The organism is Mucilaginibacter sp. P19 (assembly GCF_050632265.1).
Taxonomy (GTDB): Bacteria; Bacteroidota; Bacteroidia; order Sphingobacteriales; family Sphingobacteriaceae; genus Mucilaginibacter; species Mucilaginibacter gossypii.
This window is the reverse complement of record NZ_CP192586.1, coordinates 5941548-5965367: the sequence shown is the minus strand read 5'-3', so window position 1 is coordinate 5965367 and position 23820 is coordinate 5941548. Positions and strand designations below refer to the sequence as shown.

The 23820-nt window shown below is 41.5% G+C and carries 26 protein-coding genes and 2 pseudogenes; 10 read left to right on the top strand and 18 right to left on the bottom strand.

Going from position 1 to position 23820, the window contains the following annotated elements:
* Positions 1 to 94 precede the first annotated feature (94 nt).
* The 7 genes from ACQ86K_RS29320 to ACQ86K_RS29290 are packed head-to-tail and all read right to left on the bottom strand — an operon-like array spanning position 95 to position 4831.
* Complete coding sequence (locus ACQ86K_RS29320) at positions 95 to 1072, bottom strand: AAA family ATPase (RefSeq protein ID WP_112657134.1); 978 nt, start codon at positions 1070 to 1072, stop codon at positions 95 to 97.
* A gap of 3 nt (positions 1073 to 1075) precedes the next feature.
* On the bottom strand, positions 1076 to 1450 hold the full coding sequence (locus tag ACQ86K_RS29315; RefSeq protein WP_431199251.1) for a hypothetical protein: 375 nt from the start codon (positions 1448 to 1450) through the stop codon (positions 1076 to 1078).
* Positions 1428 to 2252 (bottom strand): DUF4350 domain-containing protein, encoded by an 825-nt coding sequence (locus tag ACQ86K_RS29310; RefSeq protein WP_431199250.1) that lies wholly within the window; start codon positions 2250 to 2252, stop codon positions 1428 to 1430. The genes ACQ86K_RS29315 and ACQ86K_RS29310 overlap by 23 nt, the downstream gene beginning before the upstream one ends.
* Positions 2249 to 3022 (bottom strand): DUF4129 domain-containing protein, encoded by a 774-nt coding sequence (locus ACQ86K_RS29305; RefSeq protein WP_431199249.1) that lies wholly within the window; start codon positions 3020 to 3022, stop codon positions 2249 to 2251. The genes ACQ86K_RS29310 and ACQ86K_RS29305 overlap by 4 nt, the downstream gene beginning before the upstream one ends.
* Before the next feature lie 7 nt (positions 3023 to 3029).
* Positions 3030 to 3875 (bottom strand): hypothetical protein, encoded by an 846-nt coding sequence (locus tag ACQ86K_RS29300; protein WP_431199248.1) that lies wholly within the window; start codon positions 3873 to 3875, stop codon positions 3030 to 3032.
* On the bottom strand, positions 3859 to 4473 hold the full coding sequence (locus tag ACQ86K_RS29295; RefSeq protein ID WP_431200958.1) for a stage II sporulation protein M: 615 nt from the start codon (positions 4471 to 4473) through the stop codon (positions 3859 to 3861). Before ACQ86K_RS29295 ends, ACQ86K_RS29300 begins: the two co-directional genes overlap by 17 nt.
* Before the next feature lie 46 nt (positions 4474 to 4519).
* The gene (locus ACQ86K_RS29290; protein ID WP_431199247.1) at positions 4520 to 4831 is read right to left on the bottom strand and encodes a hypothetical protein; all 312 of its coding nucleotides are present in this window, start codon (positions 4829 to 4831) and stop codon (positions 4520 to 4522) included.
* An 87-nt stretch (positions 4832 to 4918) separates the two neighbouring features.
* Between ACQ86K_RS29290 and ACQ86K_RS29285 the strand changes: the two genes are divergently transcribed.
* From ACQ86K_RS29285 to ACQ86K_RS29275, 3 genes are all read left to right on the top strand, one after another.
* Positions 4919 to 5071: a hypothetical protein gene (locus tag ACQ86K_RS29285; protein WP_431199246.1), complete on the top strand. Its 153-nt coding sequence runs from the start codon at positions 4919 to 4921 to the stop codon at positions 5069 to 5071.
* A complete protein-coding gene (locus ACQ86K_RS29280) occupies positions 5041 to 5367 on the top strand; it encodes an RDD family protein (protein WP_431199245.1) in 327 nt (108 codons plus the stop codon). Before ACQ86K_RS29285 ends, ACQ86K_RS29280 begins: the two co-directional genes overlap by 31 nt.
* Positions 5368 to 5495: 128 nt before the next feature.
* Positions 5496 to 5675 carry a hypothetical protein gene (locus ACQ86K_RS29275; protein ID WP_431199244.1) on the top strand — a complete coding sequence of 60 codons (180 nt, stop codon included), beginning with the start codon at positions 5496 to 5498 and terminating at the stop codon, positions 5673 to 5675.
* 64 nt (positions 5676 to 5739) lie between these two features.
* Here ACQ86K_RS29275 and ACQ86K_RS29270 read toward each other — a convergent pair whose 3' ends face one another.
* The gene (locus ACQ86K_RS29270) at positions 5740 to 5982 is read right to left on the bottom strand and encodes a DUF2752 domain-containing protein (protein ID WP_431199243.1); all 243 of its coding nucleotides are present in this window, start codon (positions 5980 to 5982) and stop codon (positions 5740 to 5742) included.
* A 35-nt stretch (positions 5983 to 6017) separates the two neighbouring features.
* Positions 6018 to 6455 (bottom strand): DUF5684 domain-containing protein, encoded by a 438-nt coding sequence (locus tag ACQ86K_RS29265; protein ID WP_112657120.1) that lies wholly within the window; start codon positions 6453 to 6455, stop codon positions 6018 to 6020.
* A 129-nt stretch (positions 6456 to 6584) separates the two neighbouring features.
* Between ACQ86K_RS29265 and ACQ86K_RS29260 the strand changes: the two genes are divergently transcribed.
* Entirely contained in the window at positions 6585 to 8012 is a 1428-nt protein-coding gene (locus ACQ86K_RS29260; RefSeq protein ID WP_431199242.1) for an L-serine ammonia-lyase, read from the top strand.
* Between the two features lie 4 nt (positions 8013 to 8016).
* On the opposite strand, the pseudogene ACQ86K_RS29255 reads toward ACQ86K_RS29260, so the two are convergent.
* The 5 genes and pseudogenes from ACQ86K_RS29255 to ACQ86K_RS29235 form a co-directional block, all read right to left on the bottom strand.
* A pseudogene (locus ACQ86K_RS29255) lies at positions 8017 to 8367 on the bottom strand (RES family NAD+ phosphorylase); the annotation flags it as partial.
* Positions 8368 to 8473: 106 nt separating this feature from the next.
* On the bottom strand, positions 8474 to 8881 hold the full coding sequence (gene parS, locus ACQ86K_RS29250) for a type II RES/Xre toxin-antitoxin system antitoxin (protein WP_129567972.1): 408 nt from the start codon (positions 8879 to 8881) through the stop codon (positions 8474 to 8476).
* A 56-nt stretch (positions 8882 to 8937) separates the two neighbouring features.
* Positions 8938 to 9549 (bottom strand): SGNH/GDSL hydrolase family protein, encoded by a 612-nt coding sequence (locus ACQ86K_RS29245; protein WP_431199241.1) that lies wholly within the window; start codon positions 9547 to 9549, stop codon positions 8938 to 8940.
* Between the two features lie 28 nt (positions 9550 to 9577).
* Positions 9578 to 10411: a lipoyl(octanoyl) transferase LipB gene (gene lipB / locus ACQ86K_RS29240; RefSeq protein ID WP_431200957.1), complete on the bottom strand. Its 834-nt coding sequence runs from the start codon at positions 10409 to 10411 to the stop codon at positions 9578 to 9580.
* 94 nt (positions 10412 to 10505) lie between these two features.
* Complete coding sequence (locus ACQ86K_RS29235; protein ID WP_431199240.1) at positions 10506 to 11051, bottom strand: 4'-phosphopantetheinyl transferase family protein; 546 nt, start codon at positions 11049 to 11051, stop codon at positions 10506 to 10508.
* A gap of 210 nt (positions 11052 to 11261) precedes the next feature.
* On the opposite strand from ACQ86K_RS29235, the gene dcd reads away from it, so the two are divergent.
* The 3 genes from dcd to ACQ86K_RS29220 all read left to right on the top strand — a co-directional run bounded on the left by dcd (position 11262) and on the right by ACQ86K_RS29220 (position 17605).
* Entirely contained in the window at positions 11262 to 11798 is a 537-nt protein-coding gene (gene dcd / locus ACQ86K_RS29230) for a dCTP deaminase (RefSeq protein ID WP_090530796.1), read from the top strand.
* Between the two features lie 160 nt (positions 11799 to 11958).
* A complete protein-coding gene (locus ACQ86K_RS29225) occupies positions 11959 to 14676 on the top strand; it encodes a TonB-dependent receptor plug domain-containing protein (RefSeq protein ID WP_091167413.1) in 2718 nt (905 codons plus the stop codon).
* A 238-nt stretch (positions 14677 to 14914) separates the two neighbouring features.
* Positions 14915 to 17605 (top strand): hypothetical protein, encoded by a 2691-nt coding sequence (locus tag ACQ86K_RS29220; protein WP_431199239.1) that lies wholly within the window; start codon positions 14915 to 14917, stop codon positions 17603 to 17605.
* Positions 17606 to 17689: 84 nt separating this feature from the next.
* On the opposite strand, the gene ACQ86K_RS29215 is transcribed toward ACQ86K_RS29220, so the two are convergent.
* Positions 17690 to 18559 (bottom strand): hypothetical protein, encoded by an 870-nt coding sequence (locus tag ACQ86K_RS29215; RefSeq protein WP_431199238.1) that lies wholly within the window; start codon positions 18557 to 18559, stop codon positions 17690 to 17692.
* Between the two features lie 99 nt (positions 18560 to 18658).
* Here ACQ86K_RS29215 and ACQ86K_RS29210 point away from each other — a divergent pair, with 99 nt between their 5' ends.
* Both ACQ86K_RS29210 and ACQ86K_RS29205 read left to right on the top strand, forming a co-directional pair.
* Positions 18659 to 18940 carry an ATP-dependent Clp protease adaptor ClpS gene (locus tag ACQ86K_RS29210; protein ID WP_090530789.1) on the top strand — a complete coding sequence of 94 codons (282 nt, stop codon included), beginning with the start codon at positions 18659 to 18661 and terminating at the stop codon, positions 18938 to 18940.
* 209 nt (positions 18941 to 19149) lie between these two features.
* Positions 19150 to 19509, top strand: a complete 360-nt coding sequence (locus ACQ86K_RS29205) for a hypothetical protein (protein ID WP_431199237.1) — start codon at positions 19150 to 19152, stop codon at positions 19507 to 19509.
* A gap of 170 nt (positions 19510 to 19679) precedes the next feature.
* On the opposite strand, the gene ACQ86K_RS29200 is transcribed toward ACQ86K_RS29205, so the two are convergent.
* Both ACQ86K_RS29200 and ACQ86K_RS29195 read right to left on the bottom strand, forming a co-directional pair.
* Complete coding sequence (locus ACQ86K_RS29200; RefSeq protein WP_431199236.1) at positions 19680 to 20750, bottom strand: branched-chain amino acid aminotransferase; 1071 nt, start codon at positions 20748 to 20750, stop codon at positions 19680 to 19682.
* Positions 20751 to 20879: 129 nt separating this feature from the next.
* Positions 20880 to 21832, bottom strand: a pseudogene (locus ACQ86K_RS29195) (tryptophan 2,3-dioxygenase family protein).
* Positions 21833 to 21916: 84 nt separating this feature from the next.
* Between ACQ86K_RS29195 and ACQ86K_RS29190 the strand changes: the two are divergent.
* Complete coding sequence (locus ACQ86K_RS29190) at positions 21917 to 22399, top strand: universal stress protein (protein WP_176844445.1); 483 nt, start codon at positions 21917 to 21919, stop codon at positions 22397 to 22399.
* Here the strand turns inward: ACQ86K_RS29190 and ACQ86K_RS29185 are convergent.
* On the bottom strand, positions 22396 to 23685 hold the full coding sequence (locus ACQ86K_RS29185) for an HAD-IB family phosphatase (RefSeq protein ID WP_431199235.1): 1290 nt from the start codon (positions 23683 to 23685) through the stop codon (positions 22396 to 22398). The two genes, ACQ86K_RS29190 and ACQ86K_RS29185, sit on opposite strands and share 4 nt — an antisense overlap.
* Positions 23686 to 23820: the final 135 nt, after the last annotated feature.

Sequence of the window (23820 nt, the reverse complement as noted above, 5' to 3'; positions counted from 1 at the left end):
AACAGCACTACGCTGCCGGCAAGGCAGGCGAATAGCTTATTATTAAAAAAAGGTTCTTATAAAACAATCCGATCAGCTTTTTCACAGCAGGGTATTAGCGGGGAACTTCTATTTTCTGTATTATTTGTGCAATTACTTCATCAGGGCTTACACCTTCCATCTCCTTATCGGGCGTAAGCATGATGCGGTGCCTTAAAACAGGCGCAGCTACATATATTATGTCTTCGGGGGTTACAAAATCACGCCCTTTAATTGCAGCAAGTGCCTTAGCCGCGTTTATAATAGCTAATGAAGCCCGGGGCGATCCGCCAAGCTGTACCGATTTACTATTGCGGCTTTCATGAATTATTTTGGCTGCAAACTCAAGCAGTTTGGGTTCAACATGTAAAGCACGTACCTGCTGCCTTACCTCGGTAATATCCACAGAAGACAATACCGCGCTGATCTGATTTAGCTGATCGGTAGTTTTTTGCTGATGTTGCTGGGTTACAATGGCTATTTCCTCTTCAAGCGTTGGATATTTGATCTCCACCTTAAATAAAAACCTATCCAGCTGCGCTTCAGGCAAACGGTAGGTGCCTTCCTGCTCAACAGGATTTTGGGTAGCCAGCACTGTAAATGGTTCTTCCATTTTATAGCTGTGCCCATCAATAGTGAGCTGGCGCTCTTCCATCACCTCAAATAATGCCGACTGCGTTTTTGCGGGCGCCCGGTTTATCTCGTCAATAAGGATAATATTGCCGAATATAGGTCCTTTCTTAAATTCAAATTCTGTTGTCTTAGGATTAAAGACCGAAGTTCCCAAAATGTCCGAAGGCATCAGATCGGGTGTGAATTGGATCCGTGAGTAACGGGCATCAATAGCTTTAGCGATAAGTTTAGCGGTAAGGGTTTTGGCAACACCAGGCACACCTTCAATAAGGATATGACCATCTGCCAGCACCCCCGCTATCAATAGGTCAATAGATTCTTGCTGGCCTACTATAATTTGGGCAAGAGTAGCCTTGATTTGTTCAACAGCAGTATGCAGCTTACCCAGATCAGTACGTTGTTCAAAAAGTTCGTTTTCCATGTTTTACCTGGATTGTATATAAAATTGTTCAATAAGTTGGTTCAGTTTAATCAGCTCATGATCTGCAATGTCTTCATGAGTAGTAATAAAATTCAAAGCCGTAGTCAGGTTAGCAGCCAGCGAATGAGGAATGCCACTTTTTTTGGCGAGCATATCAGTAAACTCCTCATCAAGGTTATTGGTTCTTAACGAATACTTATCCCTGATATAGCTTAAAAGGTATAGGGCTTTTTTATGAGCAATATCGGCATTGTCACGTTTCTCATAATATACCTGCCCAACAACGGTAACAAAATCAACAGTAGTATTTTTTAGCGGTTCAACTACTGGTATGATTCGCTGCCGGCGTTTTGCTTCATATACTATTAAAAGTGCCATGCTGAAAAAGGACAAATAAAATGCCCACCGCAAAGAAGGGTTTCGTAAAAATACACGCATGGTTGTTTCTGTCTTCTGGTCGGCCCAGGGTATAATACTGGTCCCATATTAAATTACCATCATTTTTCACAACAGATAGTGCCTTTGCCGCATAATCCATGCCCCCGCTGGTCAATAAACTGTAATTGGTAAACATAAGCGGATTAGCATTCAAAAAAATATGCCCTTTTCCAATGGTATATTTTAAAAAATTGGTTTTGTGCTTTGTGTTTTTTCCGAGTACCAGAGCTTTGGCAGTGTCAATTTTGCTAAAGTACCCGGTATTCATACCCCTTTCTGCACTGTAAAGCTGCGTAGTATCTATTTTGGGATTTGAGAAGCGAATACCGAGCGCATCTTTATTTTCAAATACAACCTGGGTTTGTACTTTAAGGTCCTTTCCAAGTTCTTCACCAAAGTATGATGCGGCTATAAAAACATCATTGCCTTCATTCACAAACTTTCTCAGCTTTATATAATCGTATTCGTTGAGGTTTATCGAGCTGCAAATTATAAGATAGGTTGCGTGCTTTATTCCGTGATCATTTATAACATTATAAAGCGGCTCGCGGTATGTAGTAACATTTGCGGCAGGAAATATATCGTTGATTTGGCTGTACAAAATATAAGTACCAAAAGGGATCTTGTCATTTATATCCAGCGTTTCGTTCCAATTAATGGCTTTTGGCCGGTTATATTGCGCAACCAGGTAAATAAGCATTAAACTGCCCAATGCAATAAGGTAAACCCTTAAACTTTTCATGACAGGCTCTGTTTAAATTCCTGAAAAATGTTATTTATCCGTTGATATGATTGTCCGTCTATCGGGAAATCCCCATACCAAACATATTCAAACTGCCTGGTAACAACTGTAAATTGTTCGCGCTGGCCTGCATTAGTTAATTCGTTAATATAGGCAGTATTGGTTTTTTCAATTTTCCAGTTTATCAGGTTAAGATCACTCAATTGTTTAAGGCTGCGTAAATAAAGCAGCCTTACCGCAAGGCGGTAATTCTTATTTGATAAAGCATCATCTATAGCTTCATCAAAGCTTATTTCATGAATGTTTTCAACAGCTTCTGAGTAGGGAACCGATGCGCTTTTAGCCTGCTTTTTAAAAAGATGGGGGAAACTGATGCCTAACAATTTTATTATACAATAAATGATAGCAAAAGCACCCGCACCCAGTATCACATATTTTATAACATTAGCAGAGCTTTTGCCCATATTGGCACTCCCGAATAACTTTTGAAACAATTCGGCAACCCAGTTCCAAAAGCTTGCCCACAAATGCCACACCCAGCTCCAAAAGTGGTCCCACCAGCTTAGGCCTTCTTTTATAACATGGTAGTTAAAGTCTTTATCATTTTTATACTTATCCATTGCCGCTTCATTAAAATGCTTCACAGCAACGTCTACAGTATCAACTTTAATAAAAGCAGGGGCGTGTAACGGAGATGCTTTATCGGCAGGTACAACATGCCCACCCATAGCGAGATTTGTTTGATGCAGGATGTTTGATGGTTTAAACATAAGCCGGTTAGTATTGCTCTGTTGAAAACTGATCAGCAGCGGGATCATTTTTACCAAATGATTTGATCCTGTTTACAAGATTGTTTGCTTCCTTATGTTCAGTTAAGCTAAAATAAACCAATGTAATTGATATAACGGGCAGCAACCACAAAAACTGGCAAACATGCTCAATAATAGCCTCAACTATCGCATATGTGGTGTTATAATAGGTGCCTGTTAGCCATTGGCTGCCACCATAAAATATCATTGCCGGGATAAACAATGCCATTACCGTTGCCAAAACAATAATTGACATCAGTAATATAACCCCGAATGTAAACCACCAGTTCTCTTTAATGATTTTGAATGATTTTCTTATCGCAAATTCGACACTCCCGTTCTCTATAATCATTATTGGAGTAACTAACCCAAAAATGGGAGCAAGGTATACCGAAGGGAAAAAGCAAAAGAAAAACGCGATAACCAGGGCAACACTCAATAAAATCTGGGTACCCAGCACCCTGAAAAAATAATATTTAAAATAAGCCCAAACTTCAAGCGTGGTAGGTGGCTGGTTTTCCTTTTGCTGGTATACTGCCAGATAGCTTATCGCCGTTAACACTAAAGCCGAATAGTTAACCTGCTCAAAAAGGATTTTTGCTATTCCCCAAAATGAAAACGCCGAATACTCGCCCTCCTGTGTATGCTGGAAATTAGATAGTATGGTTAACAAAGTGCTGGTTAACAAAAACATACCACATATTGCAAGGTATGATTTAAATAACGGTTTAAAATTTTGCCGTACAATAACAAAAGTATCGCTGATGATATCTCCAAACTCACGTGTTTTACTTAACTCAATATTCTCCTTCATTTGCGATTTCAACAATTTTTAAACGGTGTGACAGGTACGCAGGATAAACTACAACATACCAAATTATAAATAAAAAAGAACCTCCCAAAATCAAGCTACTGAGCCATACCGGCATTTCTGTATGGCGTGTGATGAAGCTTTCAAAAACAGCGGCGGTCACCACAATTGGCGATATTCCAAGCATAATCTTAAGTCCGTTAAGTGCGCCTTTTTTTAACGATACCATACGGCTAAACGTTTTAGGGAATAACAGGCTATTGCCAATTATAAGCCCGGCTGCACCGGCCAGAATAATAGTTGATATCTCGAGCGTACCGTGAATCCAAATCACCAAAACCGACTGTATACCCAAACCTTTGCTAATGAACAAATATTGAAAACAGCCAACCATGAGCCCGTTACGGAATAAATTGATCACCGTTCCGGCCGATAAGGTGATACCCAATACAAAAGTGATTGCGGTTACCGTGAGGTTATTCTTCGCAATCATCCAAAACATTACAAATTCATTCTGACTTTTAAAAACACCAAATGGATCGCCCTTACTGATATTTTCATTAGTCATGTTCACATAATCATCCGACAGAACAAACCTTATGAAGGTGCGGTCATATTTGGCTGATATAATGCCAATTAAAAAAAGGTTATGAAAAAAATAAACGAATACAATATTTGCCTTTGATACTGTTTAAATAGCAACGGTAATTCCGTTTTCCAAAAAACACAAACCGGTTAGCTTTTTCCTTCTTGTTTTTATAAATAGATTGATGGAAGCCTGCTGCTAACCCATTCAAATACAAAGTGGTTTTTGACTTTGGGTAAAATGTTTTTGAATAGGCCAGATCGTCGGTAACGATTATGAAACGTTCGGCAAGTTCATCAGGGTCTTTTGCAGGCTCAGTTTCATAACTTTTCCATTTGGCCGAGTTCTGTTTTATAAATAATGGCTCACGCATGTGAAAGGCTCAGTAATTTTTTGTTAAAATAATAACAATATTTGATGTTGAGATATAAAGAATTAAATTGTTAATTATATTTATTGCATGCAAACAGTAAAGATACACACTTCACAAAATATTGAAATTGATTATGAAGTAGCAGGTTTAGGCGAACGCGTTTTGGCGCGTATTGTTGATATGGGCGTTTTTATGGGAATAGGATATATTTGTTACTTTATAATTATCTTCTTTTTTTAACAACAATACAAAACTTTAAAGGCGATAGCATTCCTGCAGTATTAATAGTAATAGCTATAATATATTCGCTTGCAGCTGTTTTTTACGATCTCGTTGCCGAAGTATTTTTTAACGGCCAAACTATTGGCAAATACGCGGTAAAAATCAAGGTAGTAAGCATCAATGGTTCACGGCCATCATTTGGGCAGTTTTTGCTTCGCTGGGTGTTCAGGCTTGTTGACTTTGGGATTACGTTTGGGATAGGGGCGCTGATATCTGTAGCAGTATCCGAAAAAAACAACGCATTGGCGATATAGTTGCCGGCACAACGGTCATAAAAACCACACCCAAAGCCCAATTAGGCGACCTGGTTTTTGCTTACCAGGATGATGAATACGAACCCACATTTAGTAACGTAGCTGATTTAAGAGATTCAGACATTACGTTGATACATGAAGTAATAAGTAATTTTAAAAGTACAGGTAACAGCCAAATAGTATATGACATGGCTGTGCGTGTTAAGGAATATATTCATGCGGATATTCCGCAGGGAATGAATGAGTATGACTTTTTGTTAACTGTAATTAAAGATTACAGCCACGTGGTTGCGCGTATGGGCGTTTAAACCGGGCTTTTTTAAAGATTATATAATTTATATAAGTACGCGATCAGTATGATGTTCCCGGTTATCAGGTAAAGCGTTTTTTTGCGATGTGCTTTTTATCAAATTTTAACCGGCCATCAAGCAATACAAAAACAAAAGTAACGATCAGGGGAATGGTAGCAGGGTATAACTGTAAGCTATCATGCATATGACCTTTCAATAAGGCAATAACGGAACGCTGAAAGCCGCAACCCGGACAATCATAGCCGGTGAATTTCTTAAAAGGACAGGGTATTAAATGATTTTGCAGCCATTGAATGAATATCAAATGGCTGCAAAATAAATTATAACAATGCATAATAATTATGCTTGCGGATCAAAAGGTTTTTGGTAATCGCCGGAGCCAAAACGATTGTTCATATTGGCTTCTTTGGCTGATGGGCCTAAATATACGGCATCTCCAAAACCCAAAATCATGACAAAAATAGGGTGTAATAATATAAGGCCAACGGTAAAACCTTCGCTTTTGCCAAAACTTTTACTTACCAAATTAGCCACCCATATTACAAATATAAAATTAATACAAGGGCAAATCATTAAAAGGAACCACCAGATAGGTTTACCTACTATTTCACAAAGAACAATGTAGTTATAAATGGGTATCAGGACGGCCCAACCGGGTTTGCCGGCTTTCACAAATACTTTCCAGGCTCCTGCTGCTGTTAAAATAAGTATAGCCAAATAAATTACGATGGCTACAGTGGGAATGCTGCCCAATCCGGGCGAAGGGTAATTTTCCATTTTAAGTGTTTAAGTTGAGGTTTTCGTTTATATAACTTATTGCAAAATATAAATTTTTTTAAATAAAAATTAAAGAGAACGTATTTATTATGGAACCTGTAATTATAATTTATCCTTAATTTTGACTTGATGCAAAGAGAACAGATTTCGGTTTTTGATATGTTTAAGATAGGCATAGGCCCGTCGAGCTCGCATACGCTTGGCCCTTGGCGCGCCGCTCAGCAGTTTGTGCAGTCGCTTGAACAACAGGGGGTACTGCCGATGGTGCAGCAGGTTAAGATCTTATTATATGGCTCATTAGCCAAAACAGGTCATGGGCACGGTACGGATATAGCTATATTATTAGGTTTAAGCGGCGATGACCCGGTTACTTTCGAGGTGGACCAGGTAACACCTAAAATTGAGCAGATCAAAAGGTCGCATCAACTGATCATCGGTGGTATTTTACCATTAAGTTTTTATGCTGAGGATGACCTGCTGTTCCTTTTTAACGAAAGCTTACCTTATCATCCAAACGCGGTAACTTTCCAGGCATTTTTAAGTACCGGAAAGGCAATTTCTGAAACATACTACTCGATAGGAGGTGGTTTTGTGGTGAAGGAAGGTGCTTCAGGGCAATCAAAAGCAGAGGTTGACCTTCCCTTCCCGATTGATACCGCAGCCGATCTGCTGCACTGGTGTATCAAAACAGGTCTTCGGATTTCGGAAGTGGTGGCCGAAAACGAGCTGGCCTGGCGCAGCGAACAGGAAACCCGTACCGGAGCGTTGAATATCTTCAAGGCATTAAAAGAGTGTATTTACCGGGGATGTCATACCACCGGTCAGTTGCCCGGCGGATTAAACGTTGCAAGGCGTGCCGCAAAATTAAATGCAAAACTCATCGGCGATAATAAATACAATAACTATGATGAATGGGTTGCGGCCATCAGGAATACCGGCGACAGCTTTAAAAATACTTTAGATTGGGTAAGCTGTTTTGCATTAGCCGTTAATGAGGAGAACGCTTCATTTGGCCGTGTGGTAACCGCGCCAACAAACGGCGCTGCGGGTGTTATCCCGGCAGTGCTCCAATATTATATTGCTTTTTGCGATGGCAATACCGAGCAAAAGATCATCAACTTTTTATTTACTGCCAGCGAGATCGGAAGTATCTTTAAAAAAGGAGCTACCATATCGGCAGCTATGGGCGGCTGCCAGGCCGAAATAGGCGTATCATCGGCTATGGCCGCGGCTGCTTTGACCGAATGTATGGGCGGTACCCAACGCCAGGTACTCATGGCTGCCGAAATAGCCATGGAACATCACCTCGGTCTCACCTGCGATCCTATCGGCGGGCTGGTACAGGTCCCTTGCATTGAACGTAATACCATGGGGGCCATTAAGGCAATAACAGCATCACAATTAGCGCTGCAAAGCAATCCTGAAAAAGCTAAGGTAAGCCTTGATGCCGTGGTAAAAACCATGTGGCAAACCGCGCTCGACATGAACTCGAAATACAAGGAAACAAGTGATGGCGGATTGGCAATCAACATCCCGATTAGTTTGCCCGAGTGTTAATTGCTTACTTATTAAACAGTCTTGAATCAAATTCAAAAAATTCGGTATTAATAATTTTTACGGCTTTAAAATCGGGGTGTAAAGGGTTGAGCAGGTAGTTAAAATCGCCCGCAATAGTGGCCGATGGTACCTGGAGCGCTAAATATTTGTTGGCTTTTACAAAGCCGTCACCAATTTGCTGTGTTGTTTTGATCAAGGGGTTGCTATTCCACTTTTCGGGTAACTGATCAACGCCGGGCTTAAAAACATCTGCATTATCAGGCAGCTCAATCGTCGCCATAAAATAATCAGAAGGCATAAATCCAAGCGGTGTATGTACCGCAACTTCGAGTACAGCCAATGCGCGTGACGAAGAGGTATAAACTACAGCAGTTCCTTTACTGTTCCAACGACCGCCGTTTAGTTCAGCCCCCTGCCGCTCAAGTCATGAATGTAAGCCTGCTTACTTAAACGATAAACGATCATGCAAGTATGCCATGTTCAATACGCCCCAATTCATCGCGGATCATATTGATTCCAAAGGCTGTATCCAAAAGTTCTTTAGGCTTTACTCCGCCCAGGGGGATGCTTTTATAATCCATCCAGGCGTAAAACTTATTTTCATCGCCAAAAACCTCAATACCCTTTTTATAGAGTAATTCAATCATAATTATCTTTTCAGAATATATGGGATCAAAGGTTTTGTTTTCCTTTTTATAACGTTGAATTGTACGCTCGGAAAGATGAAGGTACGAAGCCCAGTCATCAATATTAAAATGAATATGTTTTGATAATTTGGTAAGATAGGGGAATGAGATTCCTTCCCTTACCATAAAGGTTAAATTAACCTCGTCATCATCAAGAAATTTATAGGGTTTTGGAGCACTCATGACATTCACTGTAAATTGTCAATAAATTTACGACAATTGTCGTCGAAAAGCAAATCTTATTTTTTAGCAAAAACAGCCCCTACCGCCGCCTTCAGTTTATCAACCCACATTCCATACATTTTACCGGATGGATGCAAACCATCGGTCGCCAGTAAGGTAAGATCATTCGCCGCCAACTTAGAAATGCCGGTAATTTCAACATAATTAACCTTTGCATTAGCACTTATTTTACGGTTAATATCATTGAACTGATCTATCTCAGGGCCGATAACGGCATCCTGCCCTTGAGCAAAAGGAGTAACGCCATAATCGGGGATAGACAGCACAAACACATGCTCGCTGATACCGTCAGCAAATTTAACGGCCGTATTTAAAACCTGCTCAAACTTAACGCGGTAATTTTCCTGGCTTAAGCCATCGTATTGATCATTTACACCTATCAGCAGCGTGACTACATCATAAGTATTGCTTTTGATGCTGCTTTGATCAATAGCTTCAATGAGTTGATCGGTTGTCCAGCCGGTACGGGCTATGATAGTCGGCGTATTTACTTTGAGGCCTTGTAACTGGTTAGCCAGTTGATTAGGAAATGCCTGTTCAGGGGGCACAGACTGGCCTATGGTATATGAATCGCCGAGGGCAAGGTATGTTAGGGTATCCTTTATCACGGTAACTGGTTTTGACGGGGGATTATAACTAACCGGCGCCGGCGTGTTTTTGCCTGCACAGGCCGATAATGTAATTGCTGTGAGTAAACTGAAAATTATTCCCTTCATTATAATATCTCCATACCAAAAAGTACGGAAATATGATGTATAAGGATTTTTTTACTTCATTAATATCAACCTCATGCCCAAGTTCCTGCTGCATGGAGGTAACAGCCTTATCGTCAATACCGCAGGGCACTATGTTTTTAAAATAGCTCAGATCGGTATTTACATTAAGCGCGAGGCCGTGCATAGTAACCCAGCGACTGCAGCGTACGCCCATGGCGCATATTTTACGGGCTTTGTCATTATCGGCATCAAACCATACGCCGGTATAACCTTCATAACGACCGGCCTGCAAGCCAAAATCGGCGAGGGTAAGGATCACTGCTTCTTCCAGCGTACGCAGGTACAGGTGTATATCAGTAAAAAAATTATCAAGGTCGAGTATCGGGTATGATACAATTTGCCCCGGCCCATGATAGGTAATATCACCGCCCCTGTTTATCGGATAATAAACAGCCTGTTTTTCTTTCAAGCCTGCCTCATCTAACAATAGATGCTCGGGCTTGCCGCTTTTACCAAGGGTATACACGTGCGAGTGCTCGCAAAAAACCAGGTAATTAAAAGTTTCGTCGGCTTCGATAGTATCGTAGGCTACAGCAGTCCCTGCGTTTTTAGCAGCTGCTTCGTAAGCCGTTTCACGATTACGGTTGTCTATTTTAGTTTTAACCGTTTCACTAAAAAGGGTTTCCTGTTTATCCCAGGCCTGCTGGTAATCAACCAGGCCCCAATCCTGAAAAAATACTTTCTTGTTTTTCATCATTCGCCCTTTACGTAGCCTATCATATAATCTTCATATTGCAGATAGCCTACTGTATAATCAATGGTGGTATCTTTTTTATTTAATTGCGCATTTACCACGCCATGATGCTCAAACTGGAAAGGCTCCAAAAAATGTTATCGGCAAATGAAACCTCTTTTTGCCCGTTACATTTATAAACAGCCTCCTTGGCGCACCAGCAAACATATAGTTGTTCAATTTTTTGCGGGCCATTTATAAATTTCAACTCTTCCTTACGCATAAACTTGTTGGCAATGCGCTCAACTTTTTGCTTAATCTGCTCAATATCAATCCCAACCTTATATGTTTTGCTGATCATCACAGCGGCATAATCAAACGAATGACTTAAGGAGATATGGTAAGGGAGGTTTACCAGGTAAGGCTTGCCATGCTCATCAACTTTACAGTCAATATACTCATCGGTACGGAGCATTTTACGCAGCAGCACGCGGGTACCCAGCCAGTGCAGGTGGCGCTTGCCATTGCTCAGGCTTTCTACAAAATCCTTTTCCTGCTGATCAAGCTGTAACTGGCTGTACAGGTCTGTAGCCTCCTCCTCGATACGCCAGAGTGCAAACTCGGTGTCATCATCAATACGCTGCCTGTATGCTATCGCCATAAAAGTAAAATTGCAAAATAGGTTGCAAACATATGTCAAAAAAATTAAATAATATCAGCGCAGCTACATATTCGTAATCGGCTGAACCATATCAGGTTTAGGAGTTGTTTCTGCGCTATCTGAACGCATTTTGCCGGCCAATATTGTTTATAAAAGCCGGCGCCGATTAGGCTAATTTTCATAATTTAGCGCCAGCAATAACCTGCCTGTATGATACTATCTGATAAGCGCATCCTCGAAGAAATTGAACAAGGCCATATTATTATTGAACCATTTAACCGCGAATACCTGGGCACTAACTCGTACGACGTTCATTTGGGCAAATATTTAGCTACTTACCGTAGCCGGGTGCTTGATGCCAAAGTTCATAATGAGATAGATGGCTTTGAAATTCCGAAGGATGGCTTTGTGCTTCAGCCCAATACCCTTTACCTGGGCGTAACAATGGAGTACACCGAAACACACCGGCATGTTCCGTTTTTAGAGGGCAAATCAAGCACAGGGCGTTTAGGTATCGATATTCACGCAACAGCGGGTAAAGGTGATGTTGGTTTCTGCAATACCTGGACACTTGAAATTTCATGTGCCCAGCCTGTGCGCATTTACGCCGGCATGCCCATTGGTCAGCTTATTTATTTTGTAGTTGAGGGCGAGATTGAAACACTGTACAACAGTAAAGCCAACGCCAAATACAACAACCCTACTACACGCCCTGTTGAAAGCATGATGTGGAAGAATAAGTGGTAGGCTTAAGCAACAAGTATTAAGTTGAGTGTCTCAAGTTGGTAGTCTTAAGTATTCAGTATAGAAAATAAAGTCAGATTTTCGACTAAAGACTTCGAACTTCAGACTTAATACGACTTGGTACTTTTTTTGCGTATCTTGGTAGTTCAAGATTTATCTTTCTATGAACCTAAAACGCCTATCAGTTGGAATCCTGATCACCTTAATTGCCGGTGCTACCTTAGCTTTTATAAAACCCGATGATGAACTGGTAACAAAAATCATTGCCCAGCTTGATAAATGGCGTACCGATCATCCGCAGGAAAAAGTTTACCTGCACTTTGATAAGCCCTATTATGCAATTGGCGAGGATATCTGGTTTAAAGCCTATGTTACTATAGGCAGTGAGCATAAGCTTTCGGCTTATAGCGAAACCCTGAATGTTGACCTTATTGATGATAACGATTCGGTAAAACGCAGCCTTAAACTGCCGTTAACAGCTGGCCTGGCCGCGGGCGATTTTGCTTTGGCCGATAGTATGACTGAAGGAAATTACCGCATTCGCGCTTATACCAACTGGATGCGAAACGAAGGAGAGGCCTATTTCTTCAATAAAACCATCACTGTGGTAAACGGAATCAGTAACAAGGTTTTCACCAAAACCGCCTATGCCTACAGCACCTTAAACGACAAACAAAAAGTAACTGCTATTACTACATACACAGACCTCAACGGTATAGCCTATGTTAATAAACCAGTAAGCTATGAAGTTGAAATAAACGGGAAATCAATCGCCCGGGGGAAAGGTGTAACTGATGATAAAGGGAACCTCACAGTCAGCTTCACAACGGGTCAGGCAGTTTCAATAACATCCGGCCATATCAATACCGAGGTTAAATTGGATGAAAAGCATACTATAGCCAAAGCCGTACTTATAAAAACGCTATCAAACAAGGTCGATGTTCAGTTTTTTCCGGAGAGCGGAAATTTAATTAATGGTGTTTTTGAAAAAGTAGCTTTTAAAGCTGTTGGTGCCGACGGGTTAGGGGTTGATATTAAAGGCTTTATTGCCGACGATCAAAACAACCAGGTTGCGCCATTGGGCGAGAGTCATTTTGGCATGGGTACTATTACCTTTGAGCCTGAAAGTGGTAAAAACTATAAAGCGCACATCACTTATGCTGATGGCTCTGAAGGTGTTTTCGATTTGCCCAAAGCAGTTGATAATGGCTATGTATTAAGTGTCAACAGCATGCGCGACGATAAGGTGTTTGTATCCATCGTTCCCGGTAAAAGCACCGGTAACGGCACAGCTTCATTATCGGGTTTAACGCTGATAGCGCAATCTGGCGGCGAGCTTTGTTATGCGGGCAAAAGTAAGGATGGGGCAACATCCTTTTCGGCTGCCATCCCTAAAAATAAATTCCCATCGGGCATTATACAGTTCACGCTGTTTTCGGCAACCGGTGAGCCTTTGAACGAGCGCCTCATCTTTGTTCAAAACTCAGATCAGCTTAAGCTTGCCGTTAGTTCCGAAAAACAGAACTATAAACCCCGCGAAAAAGTTACTATTAATCTCAACGCTAAAAACAGTGAGGATAAACCCGTTGTGGGTAGTTTTTCGGCATCGGTTATTGATGAATCAAAAGTTACTACTGATGAAACAAATGAAAGTTCTATATTTTCAACACTGCTGCTCACCTCCGATCTGAAAGGGTATATTGAAAAACCGAACTATTACTTTACTAATGTAAGTAACGAAACCAAGGACAACCTTGATGCACTGATGCTTACCCAGGGCTACCATCGCTTTGAATGGAAACAACTGCTTGCTGATAAATTTACCCCAATAGTCTTCAAGCCCGAAAAATCTCTGGAAGTAACCGGGCACCTCAAAACTTTTGGTGGCAAGCCTGTACCTAATGGCAAGGTTACCCTTTTTTCAACATCGGGAGGAACTTTTATTATTGATACCGTGGCTGATGCCGAAGGTAAGTTTACTTTTAAAGACCTTGTTTTTAGGGATAGTATCAAGTTTGTGATCCAGGCGCGCACTGCTAAAGACCGCAAAAATCTCGACATCACGCTTGACAATGTCACCCCGCAACCCGTTGGGCCAAATAAAAACGCACCCGATATCCAGGTCAACATCAACGATGGCGCATCGGCCTATCTGTTGAACAGTAAAAAGCTTTATGACGAGCAGGTAAAATACGGTATTGGGAACCACACTATCGTATTAAAGGAAGTAGTGATCCGCGAAAAGCGGGAAAACCCATTTAAAAACTCTTCTAACCTTAATGGACCCGGCAATGCAGATCAAACACTTACCAGCAAAAATCTGATGTACGGGGGTGGAATGCTATCCCAGATTTTACAAGGCAGATTAACCGGTGTGATTTTTCGTAACGGCACGCCTTATTCAACCCGCAGCCCGGGAACTCCCATGCAAATTGTACTTGATGGAACCTATGTAGGAAGCGATTTCCTGGATAACTTAAATGTAAATGATATTGCCACTATTGAAGTTTTACGCAGCATTGGCAACACTGCAATTTATGGCTCAAGGGGAGCTGGCGGCCTTTTGGTTATTACAACCAAGCGCGGCGGTGAAAGTGTTTACAATAAATACGCGCCGGGTATTGTCACCTATGCTCCTAAGGGATATTATAAAGCGCGCGAATTTTATTCGCCTAAATATGATGATCCTAAAACCAATGCCCAAATGCAGGACCTTCGCAGCACCATTTACTGGGCACCAGGCTTATTAACTGATAAGAATGGCAATACATCTATGAGCTTTTTTAACGCCGATGCTAAAGGTACATATCGTGTAATAATTGAAGGTATTGATGCCGATGGCAATTTAGGAAGGCAGGTTTATAGATATAAGGTGGAATAATAAAAATAGAATGAGGGTGTAATTAATCTATTTATATTGTGTAAGTCTAATATTAACTAATATATTAGAATAATAACACTTAAACCTTATGAAACCTTTTCGCATAACCCTTTTTGCTATTTTTTTATTATACAGACTTGCATGTACAGCACAAACTAATACTCTGCTTTTAAACAAGGCTGTTAATTCGCTTAATAAGTGGTCGTCAGCCTATCCAACTGAAAAAGTTTATTTACACTTGAATAAACCTAATTATTTGCCGGGTGATACTATTTGGTTTAAAGCCTATACAGTTATCGGCCCGCAACATCAACTATCTGCATTAAGTAGTGTTTTGTATGTGGAACTTATAAACCCCAAAGATTCTGTAATAAATCGTAAAATATTCAAACTGGCTTCGGGCACAACACGGGGCGAATTCGCATTAGGCAATTCAATCATTGACGGAACTTACCATGTTAGGGCGTATACAAACTGGATGCGAAACGCAGGTACGGACTATTTTTATGATCAATCTTTGCAAATTGGAGGGATCGAAATTTTGACCGGGCAAGCCGCACAGCAGCATTTAATATCGCAACCCGACGTTCAATTCTTTCCGGAAGGCGGATTTCTCATTAATGGCCTTCGTTCAAAAGTAGCCATAAAGGTGTTAAATGCCGCTGGCCTTGGCGAAGATGTAAGTGGTATCATAACAGATAATACGGGAACCGTTGTAACTGAATTTAGCACACAGCATTTAGGGATGGGGGTGTTTGCACTTACACCGCAAAAAGGTAAAAACTATAAAGTACAGATTACTGATAAAAGCGGCACCAAATTTAGTACTGACCTCCCCTTGGCCAAAGATGATGGACTTGTTTTAACTGTCAATAACAGCATGGCCGACTCACTCAGGATAAAGATCACCCCGGGAGCGCCAACATTTGCACAACAACGTGATTCGACGTTTTATTTGATTGGCCAGGTAGCGGGCAAGGTTTATTATACTACTGCCTTTAAATTATCAGAGCAATCGTTTTTAATTAAAGTAGAGAAGAATAGGTTTCCATCCGGCATATTGCAACTTGCTTTATTAGGGCCGGATCATAGTCCAATAAATGAACGTGTAGTTTTTATCCGCGGTAATGACAACCTCAAACTGGCTATAAGTGGTGCCGGCGACAAAGCCCGGGGCCGACAAAAAATGTCTATCGATATTAAAGCTGTAGATATCGATAACAAGGCTGTTGTAGGCTCATTTTCGGTAGCGGTAATTAATGAAAGCAGGGTTAGCTTTAAAGAAGACGCAGAGCCTACAATAATTAACAATCTGTTATTTACTTCAGATATAAAGGGCTTTATTGAAAAGCCTAATTATTATTTCACAAACATCGACGATAAAAAAAATGCCGATCTTGATATATTAATGCTTACCCAGGGGTACCGGAGGTTTGATTGGGCAAATATTTTAGATGAAAAACTGCCTGCTGTTATTTACAAGCCCGAAGATGCACTTACATTAACCGGAACATTGAAATCATCATCAGGAGGGCTTTTATCTAATGGAAAAATAAGCCTCACATCAACTGCTGATAATTTATTTATTGATACCGTAACAGATGCCAACGGTGATTTTAAATTCAGCAACCTTGATCTTTCCGACACTTCAAAAATAGTGCTCAGGGCACGCAAGCAAAACAACGGGAAAAACGTATCCATTTATGTAAAACAGCCTGACTATCCTGTAATAAATAAGTCTAAGCACGCGGGTGATAATAACGATTTGCTTGATCTATCACCGGAGCAAATCGTAATTCTGCGAATGAATGCTACCGAAATCAGGAAAAAACGACAGATAGATTCTCTTAAAAACGGGGTGCAGCTTAAGGAGGTAAAAATAAAAGGTGAAAAAAATAAAAGCTTGGCGGAATTAAACAGATATGGCACAATACAGGACAGAAAACTTGACATGAGTAAGTTAAGAAATAAAAACTTCAGTTCGTTAGGAGACGCATTGTTTTGGACTGAACCACTTTACTTTGGCCAAAAATCAGCTTATATCCGCAAACCAGCAGCGTCTCCTGTTCAAGCTATTCAAGATACCACCAAGGGGATATTAGTGGATGGTATAAGTTACACACCTGATATCTTAAGCAGCCTATTAGCCAGTGAGATTGAAAGCATTCATATAATCGCACCCATTGACCCCAGAGCATCCGCCCCCATCATTGTAATAACTACCAAACGCAAAGCAGGCACAGATACCACCGTACTTAAACAGGTAAATATCACGGCTAAAAGAATTAACAAAAAACCGGACATGAGCTATTCCAAGAACCTGAACGGACCTGGCAATGCTGACCAGGTAATTATGGGTGATAAAATTGGTAGTGGATGCATTCGTTTGTCTGACTGCCTCATTGGGCGCGTTTTTGGTGTTTATTATGATAAAGATGGTAGTCCACGAAATACGAGGGGCGGCGGAAAGATGTCTGTTATTGTTGATGGGAATATCTTAAACGGCTATGCCCTAAATAACGTTAACGCCAATGATATTTATAGTATTGAAGTATTGCGTAGTGGCGCAAGCATAGCGATTTACGGCTCAAGCGTGGGGGCTGGTGCCCTGGTGATCACCACCAAACGCGGGAATAACAATTTTGTAACCAGCGAATCTCCCTCCGGCCTCATAACTTATCCATTTAAAGGATTTTCAAAATCCCGCGTATTTTATTCGCCCAAATACCGGCACACAGCTAATGAAACAGAAGGCACAGATCTGAGAAACGCTATATATTGGCAACCTGGTCTTTTTACAGATAAGGACGGCAAAGCAACGTTTGAATATTTTAATGCAGATACAAAGGGCACTTACCGTATTGTTATTGAAGGCATTGATGTCGATGGTAATTTAGGAAGGCAGGTTTATAGGTATAAGGTGGAATGATATTAAGTCCGCAGTCAGAAAGTCCGAAAGATTTAAGCAATGCTAATGTTTATCTCTTTCGGACTTTATTTTTGGCGAGCAAACTTATTTACTGCTCAAATAATACTTCTCCCAAAAATCAACAGATTTTGATATTTCGCCTGCACCGCCCGCCGCACCGCGGCCCATAGCGCCTCCCATACCACCGCGACCTCCTCTTCCGCCACGGCTGCCACCCATGCCGCCTCCGCCCATTCCACCTCGTCCGCCGCGACCACCGCCGCCGCCAAAGCTGCCACCGTCTTGCTCGCCCCCACCTGTGCCTGCCGGTCGCTGGAAACCGTTGATCTTAAAATTAAAAGCCCACTCATTTTTAAAAGCATCATTACCGGCGTGGAAAAAACTTAAGGGTATGGCCGCTTCATAAACCAAATCGCCATTGGCATCGTAATTTATCGCTGTTTTAATGCCGTAGGTATTTGATGTGGTGATCATATCGCCATCAATATCCTTAAATCCAACAACTTTAATATATCGCAGTTTGGTTATCCGCTCGCGCATCAGCTCGTCACGGTCGGCTTGGGTAATTTCGCCGTTATCATCTTTTGGCTTGGCAAACTCCGGCTTTTCATCCGGGGCTGCCAACTGAAAAGTAAGCATAAAACTATCTTTCTTTTTCCCTTTAGGATCAATGCTCAGTGTAATCCCTGCATTTAACACTTTCATCTTATCAAGCCTGTCGCTAATGCGGATAGCGGCATACAGGTAATCCTTATCATTGGCCAGCGCGTAGTTCAGCTTCTTCTCTTCGTTGTAATAACGCAGGCTGTCGCCCCATTCTTTCAGATCGCCATCAATGTTAATATTAGCGGGCGGGCCCTGTAAGCTGTTTTGAGTACTTTGGGCCGATGAATGATGAGATGCCAAAAGTTGTGCAGTTAATGCTAAAACAAAAGCCGGGGATGCTTTTTTCATGTGAAATTTTTTAGGGGTTTTGTGTAACATGATTTTTAAGACCATGGAACACGATTTTAACTTTTTTATTATTGTTTTTGAGTAAATTTGTAGTTACGTATGCCAACTGAAGTACAGGAAGAAACATTTACCCTCGAAGAGTTACTTGCAGGACTTAAAGAGATGCATCGTTTAATACTCTGGAACGATGATTTTAACACTTTTGACCACGTGATCCACTGCATGATGAAATACCTGGATTACTCTGAACCCCAAGCCGAAAAGATAGCATGGAAAGTACATAACGAAGGCAAATGCGCCGTACTGGAAGGCTCTTTTACCGAAATGGAGATCTACCGGAAGATCCTCCAGCAGGAGGGCTTAACAGTTTCAGTAGAATAACACGCTAAAAAATAACCGACATGCTAAAAAGATCATTTTTATTTTTTTATTAGTCGGTTGGGCAAGCCTGATCGCCTGCGGCCAGGGCAAAAACCTGAAACTGGTATTCATTCTGTCATGCCGAAAAGCCCGATATTGGTGATAACCTTTCATGCGCCGGGTTTAACCGCTCGCTTAAACTACCCGAGGTTTTAAAAGCCAAATTCGGTTTGCCCGATCATATTTATGTGCCGGCAATGCACCAGGGTAAATCAACCGCGAGGGTGCGCATGTTCCAAACCATCTCGCCGTTTGCTGCAAAATATAATCTCTCCGTCAACAGTAATTTTGAAGAAGAGGATGATAACGGCGTCGCTAAAGAGCTTACCTCAAAAAAAGGCACCATCCTTATTGTATGGGAACATAATCAAATTAAACCTTTACTGAAAGCTTTAGGCATGAAAGTTAAAGACCTGGAATGGCCCGATAGTGATTTCGACAGTATCTGGATAGTGACTTTCAAAAAAGGCAAACCGTCGTTAACAATGGATAGAGAAGGGATTACGCCGGCTTCGGGGTGTAGTTTTTAAGAATATCACTAAAATCATGTCATTGCGAGCGCAGCGTGGCAATCGCATGCTATACAGAGCGGACTTGCTTACGTGCGATTGCCACGCTGCGCTCGCAATGACATAGAGATTTGTAAATGTAAAACGCCCCGGATTTTCCGGGGCGTTTTGTGTTTTATGTTAACTGATAATTATTCGCTAACCAGGTAATTCCAGTTATGCGTATCCGGAACATTACCATATTTAATGGCATCCAGTGTATCAAATACTTTGTTCGAAAACTCACGTGTTTTCGGATCGCTCAGGAAATACTCCTGGCCTTCGTAGCTGATTGAAGCTACAGGAGCTATAGTTGCGGCAGTACCGGCACCAAAGGCATCGGTAAGTTTGCCATTTTTAGCACCTTCAACAATCTCGGCTACAGAAACTTTGCGTTCTTCAACAGTGATACCCCACTCTTTGGCTAAAGCTATAACGGTATCGCGGGTTACACCATCTAATATCGTATCTTTTGCTTCGGCTGTGATCAGTTTACCATCCAGCAGGAACATCGCGTTAGCAGCGCCCATTTCTTCAATAAACTTATGCTCTTTGGCATCAGTCCAAATCAGTTGATCAAAACCTTCTTCAGTTGCTTTGCGGGCCGGCAGCATGGAGCTTCCGTAGTTACCGGCAGCTTTGGCATAACCCATACCGCCTTCGGCAGCGCGGGTATAGTGTGTTTCAATTTTAACACGCAATGGTTTTGAAAAGTACGGGCCAACGGGGCCAATCAATACCATGTATTTATAAGTTGAAGACGGTGTTACCCCCAGGTACGGATCAGTAGCGAACATGAACGGACGGATATACAAAGCATGGTTTGGCTTTGAAGGTACCCAGTCGCGGTCAAGGTCAACCAGAGTAGCTATACTTTGCAAAAAGATCTCTTCGGGCAGGGTTGGCATGCAAAGGCGCTCGGCCGATTTGTTGAAACGGATAGCATTTTTATCCGGGCGGAAAACGGTAATTTTTCCATCAGCATGTTTATAGGCTTTCAGTCCTTCAAAAAACGCTTGTCCGTAATGAAGTGCTGAAATTGCAGGGCTTAGACCAATTTCGCCGTAGGGAATGACCGAGAGATCTTTCCATTCACCGTCCGCGTAATCGGCCACAAACATGTGGTCAGAAAAAGTTTTTCCAAAAGGTAAGTTGTCAAAGTCCGTTTGCTGCAAACGGGAAGCAGTTGTCCTGCTGATCTTGATGTCCAATGTCTCGGTCATGGCATTAAAAATTAATAAATTATAGAAAATGGCAAGTTAGGCATTTTTATGGCCTGCGCCAAAAATTTGCATAGTTAAATGGTGATTATCACACATAAAAATATCATTTTGACAATATGATTGCCAGGTTCAATTACTACTCAGCACATCATCAACCCAGGCCTTACCCCAGTTCTCTTTTTCCTCTTCGCTCCATACCCAGGGGTAAAAGATTCGCTTTTGAAAACGCGGCGGCAGGTACTTTTGCCAGTTAGTGCCGCCTGTTGCCTTAATATCCTCCGGCTCACGATTAAGGTAACGCACCGCCGATTTATAATGTGAAAGCGGCCAGTTTACATTGACATTGATATCCAGCTGGCGCAATTCGTTACGCAATTCAGGAGTCAGTTCTGATGATGTTTCAAACTTTTTTGCCAGTGTATTAAAATTGTGCTTAACGGCAGCTTTGCCCAGTTCAATAAATGTTTTTGAATATTTTTTTCGAACTGTTTCAGCGTCAAAGTCTTTTTACCGGTGGAAAGTTCGGTAGCGCCAAACTTCCAGTACAGGTATTCAAATTGCGCTTCAATAGTTGCATGCTGCAGTTCCTCACGTTTATCTTTAGCAACCAGGTTTATAAAATCCGTAGCGTAGATCTCGATCATCCGGTACTGGCCCGACTGAAAACCGCTTGCCGGCAGCAACGACATCCTGAATTTCAGGAACTGCTCTTTTTCCATGCCGTCAACCATGATTTCGAACGAGTGGGTTAAGGCACCAAAATACCTGTTGATCCTTTTTAACCGCGCTGTAAAAAACTCGGCTGTCAGCGGCGTTGCTTCGGCAATTTGTTTGCACTCATGCAGGGCCAGCTTAAAATACAATTCAGTTATCTGGTGATAAATGATAAAGATCTCCTCGTCGGGAAAAGGGGTTTTAGGGTTTTGTAAGCTCAACAGGGTATCCAGGTGGATATAATCCCAGTAGGTTAAAAAATCTGCATAAAGCAGGCCATCAAGGTATGAGTTCATATCCTGGCCCATAGCTTCGTACTTTTCCTGCAGTTGATTTAGCCGGTCTTCAATTTCGGTAGAGAAATGCATACTTCAAAGGTAATAAAATAGTATACTGCTAAAACATATCTGTATTAGGTTGTTATAATGGATACAAGCCTTATAAATATTATTATGAAGATCAGGAAGATACTCATCGGTATTGATGAAAGCGAATTTTCACGTTATGCAGCGGCCTACGCTTTTGATATAGCCCATACCTATAGTGCCGAAGTTGGTTTGGTACACATCGTTGAACCCATCATTGTTCCCACCGATACCCAGGACGGTTTATTAGGAGGGATGCCATTTGATCCTAATATAAATTTGCCAGGCACAGAATTAGAAACATTGCAGACCGAGCGCTCTGCCGCATTGCTGGATCAGACGGCAAAAGAATGGGGTGAAGGACTGGAAATAGCTCATTTCACCCAATACGGTTCAACAGCCGAGGGTATTATTGAATGCGGTAAAGAATTTAATGCCGACCTGATAGTTTTAGGCACTCACCGCCGTACCGGTATCGATAAATTCTTTTTAGGCAACGTTGCCGAGCAGGTGGTCAACAAATCATTGATCCCTGTATTGGTTGTGCCTTATATTGAAGCGAAAAATTAATATAAAAGCCTGAACTTAATGGTATGCTCAATCGCTTTTAACTCGTTCAACACTTCAGTATCATAGCCTGTATTAACGTCGGTAATTACATACCCTATTTGCGGGTTGGTAACCAGGAATTCACCCACAATGTTAATATTATGGCGGGCAAATACATCGTTAATTTTAGCCAGTATCCCCGGTACGTTTTTATGGATATGAATTAAACGGTGGGCATTGTTAACACGCGGCGGCTGCAGATCGGGGAAATTGCAACTGGTATGTGTTTTACCTTCATTCATGAAAGCCATCACCCTTTTGGGTAAAAAGTCAGTACTGTGCGGGTTATGCCTTGGGTCGTCAAAAATGATGATCCCGTTTTCGGCAGCAGCATCGGCCAGCTTGCGGTTACATTTGCCAAAAATACCAATCACCTTTAACCTGCCTGCATTTTGAACTTGTTCGGCACTTGGCTGATGTTCTTCGGCGCAAAATAACACACCGGCTTCTTCAAGATATTTTTCTTCAACATCGTCGCGGTGGCGCATGTTGTAACCCTCTTTTTTAAGCTGGTCTAAGGCATCCTCATCCACATTGCCCACAACCAAACATTTAATACGGTTTTTAGGGTAGGAGATGGCACGCGGCAGTTTATTCAGATAGAGGAACTCGTCAAAGCTTGGGGTAATATGGTCGGCCTTTTCGGCTACTGATTTACGTTCGATGTTTTCGGTAAAAGCGAAAAACTTTTTGATCATGCCCGATTCCTTTAACTGGAAATCAGAATAACCATCACCGATACCATAAATATCGCCCGGTAACTGAAGCTCTTTCAGCAGCTTTACCTTACCGCCCTCCTGCGAAAGCGGATTTTCGCGGTCGTAACCTATAATATTGCCTTCCTCGTCAAACACGAAAGTGTTGGCGTAGATATTTTCTTTTTTGATATGATACTCGGTAACTACCGGGGTAATGAACTCTTTGAACCCACCGGATACGATCAAAACCTCGTCCTGGTGATTTTTAAAGAAGATAGTATTCCGCGAAAAAGAGGTAGAAACTTTCTTTTTAAGATGGCTGATCAGTTGCTTTAAATGATCGCGATTGGCGTTGAGCAATTTTACCCTGCGCTCTAAACTTTCGGTAAACGATAGTTTACCTTCCATCGATGCATTGGTCAAATCTTCTATCTGTTTGTAGATATCTTCGCGGTCGGGGCGATTTTTTAGAGAGATCCGGGCCAGTTCATCAAGGGCCTCAACCTGTGTAAAGGTGCTATCGAAATCAATAATAAAGTACTGTTCCATCTTGGCTGCAAAGGTGCGAAAAAATTTGCTGAGGAAGTATAGAGAGTTTGTAGTTTAAATAAAATAACCTTTTTTTGGTAATATGGTTTCTTTAAGATATATTTGACATTATTAACAATTCAGTTAATACTCAAA

Coding starts and splice junctions, on each gene's coding strand:
- ACQ86K_RS29320 (WP_112657134.1), bottom strand. CDS start 1,072: ATGGAAAACGAACTTTTTGAACAACGTACTGATCTGGGTAAGCTGCAT.
- ACQ86K_RS29315 (WP_431199251.1), bottom strand. CDS start 1,450: ATGGCACTTTTAATAGTATATGAAGCAAAACGCCGGCAGCGAATCATA.
- ACQ86K_RS29310 (WP_431199250.1), bottom strand. CDS start 2,252: ATGAAAAGTTTAAGGGTTTACCTTATTGCATTGGGCAGTTTAATGCTT.
- ACQ86K_RS29305 (WP_431199249.1), bottom strand. CDS start 3,022: ATGTTTAAACCATCAAACATCCTGCATCAAACAAATCTCGCTATGGGT.
- ACQ86K_RS29300 (WP_431199248.1), bottom strand. CDS start 3,875: ATGAAGGAGAATATTGAGTTAAGTAAAACACGTGAGTTTGGAGATATC.
- ACQ86K_RS29290 (WP_431199247.1), bottom strand. CDS start 4,831: ATGCGTGAGCCATTATTTATAAAACAGAACTCGGCCAAATGGAAAAGT.
- ACQ86K_RS29285 (WP_431199246.1), top strand. CDS start 4,919: ATGCAAACAGTAAAGATACACACTTCACAAAATATTGAAATTGATTAT.
- ACQ86K_RS29265 (WP_112657120.1), bottom strand. CDS start 6,455: ATGGAAAATTACCCTTCGCCCGGATTGGGCAGCATTCCCACTGTAGCC.
- ACQ86K_RS29260 (WP_431199242.1), top strand. CDS start 6,585: ATGCAAAGAGAACAGATTTCGGTTTTTGATATGTTTAAGATAGGCATA.
- parS (WP_129567972.1), bottom strand. CDS start 8,881: ATGAGTGCTCCAAAACCCTATAAATTTCTTGATGATGACGAGGTTAAT.
- lipB (WP_431200957.1), bottom strand. CDS start 10,411: ATGAAAAACAAGAAAGTATTTTTTCAGGATTGGGGCCTGGTTGATTAC.
- ACQ86K_RS29235 (WP_431199240.1), bottom strand. CDS start 11,051: ATGGCGATAGCATACAGGCAGCGTATTGATGATGACACCGAGTTTGCA.
- dcd (WP_090530796.1), top strand. CDS start 11,262: ATGATACTATCTGATAAGCGCATCCTCGAAGAAATTGAACAAGGCCAT.
- ACQ86K_RS29225 (WP_091167413.1), top strand. CDS start 11,959: ATGAACCTAAAACGCCTATCAGTTGGAATCCTGATCACCTTAATTGCC.
- ACQ86K_RS29215 (WP_431199238.1), bottom strand. CDS start 18,559: ATGAAAAAAGCATCCCCGGCTTTTGTTTTAGCATTAACTGCACAACTT.
- ACQ86K_RS29210 (WP_090530789.1), top strand. CDS start 18,659: ATGCCAACTGAAGTACAGGAAGAAACATTTACCCTCGAAGAGTTACTT.
- ACQ86K_RS29200 (WP_431199236.1), bottom strand. CDS start 20,750: ATGACCGAGACATTGGACATCAAGATCAGCAGGACAACTGCTTCCCGT.
- ACQ86K_RS29190 (WP_176844445.1), top strand. CDS start 21,917: ATGAAGATCAGGAAGATACTCATCGGTATTGATGAAAGCGAATTTTCA.
- ACQ86K_RS29185 (WP_431199235.1), bottom strand. CDS start 23,685: ATGGAACAGTACTTTATTATTGATTTCGATAGCACCTTTACACAGGTT.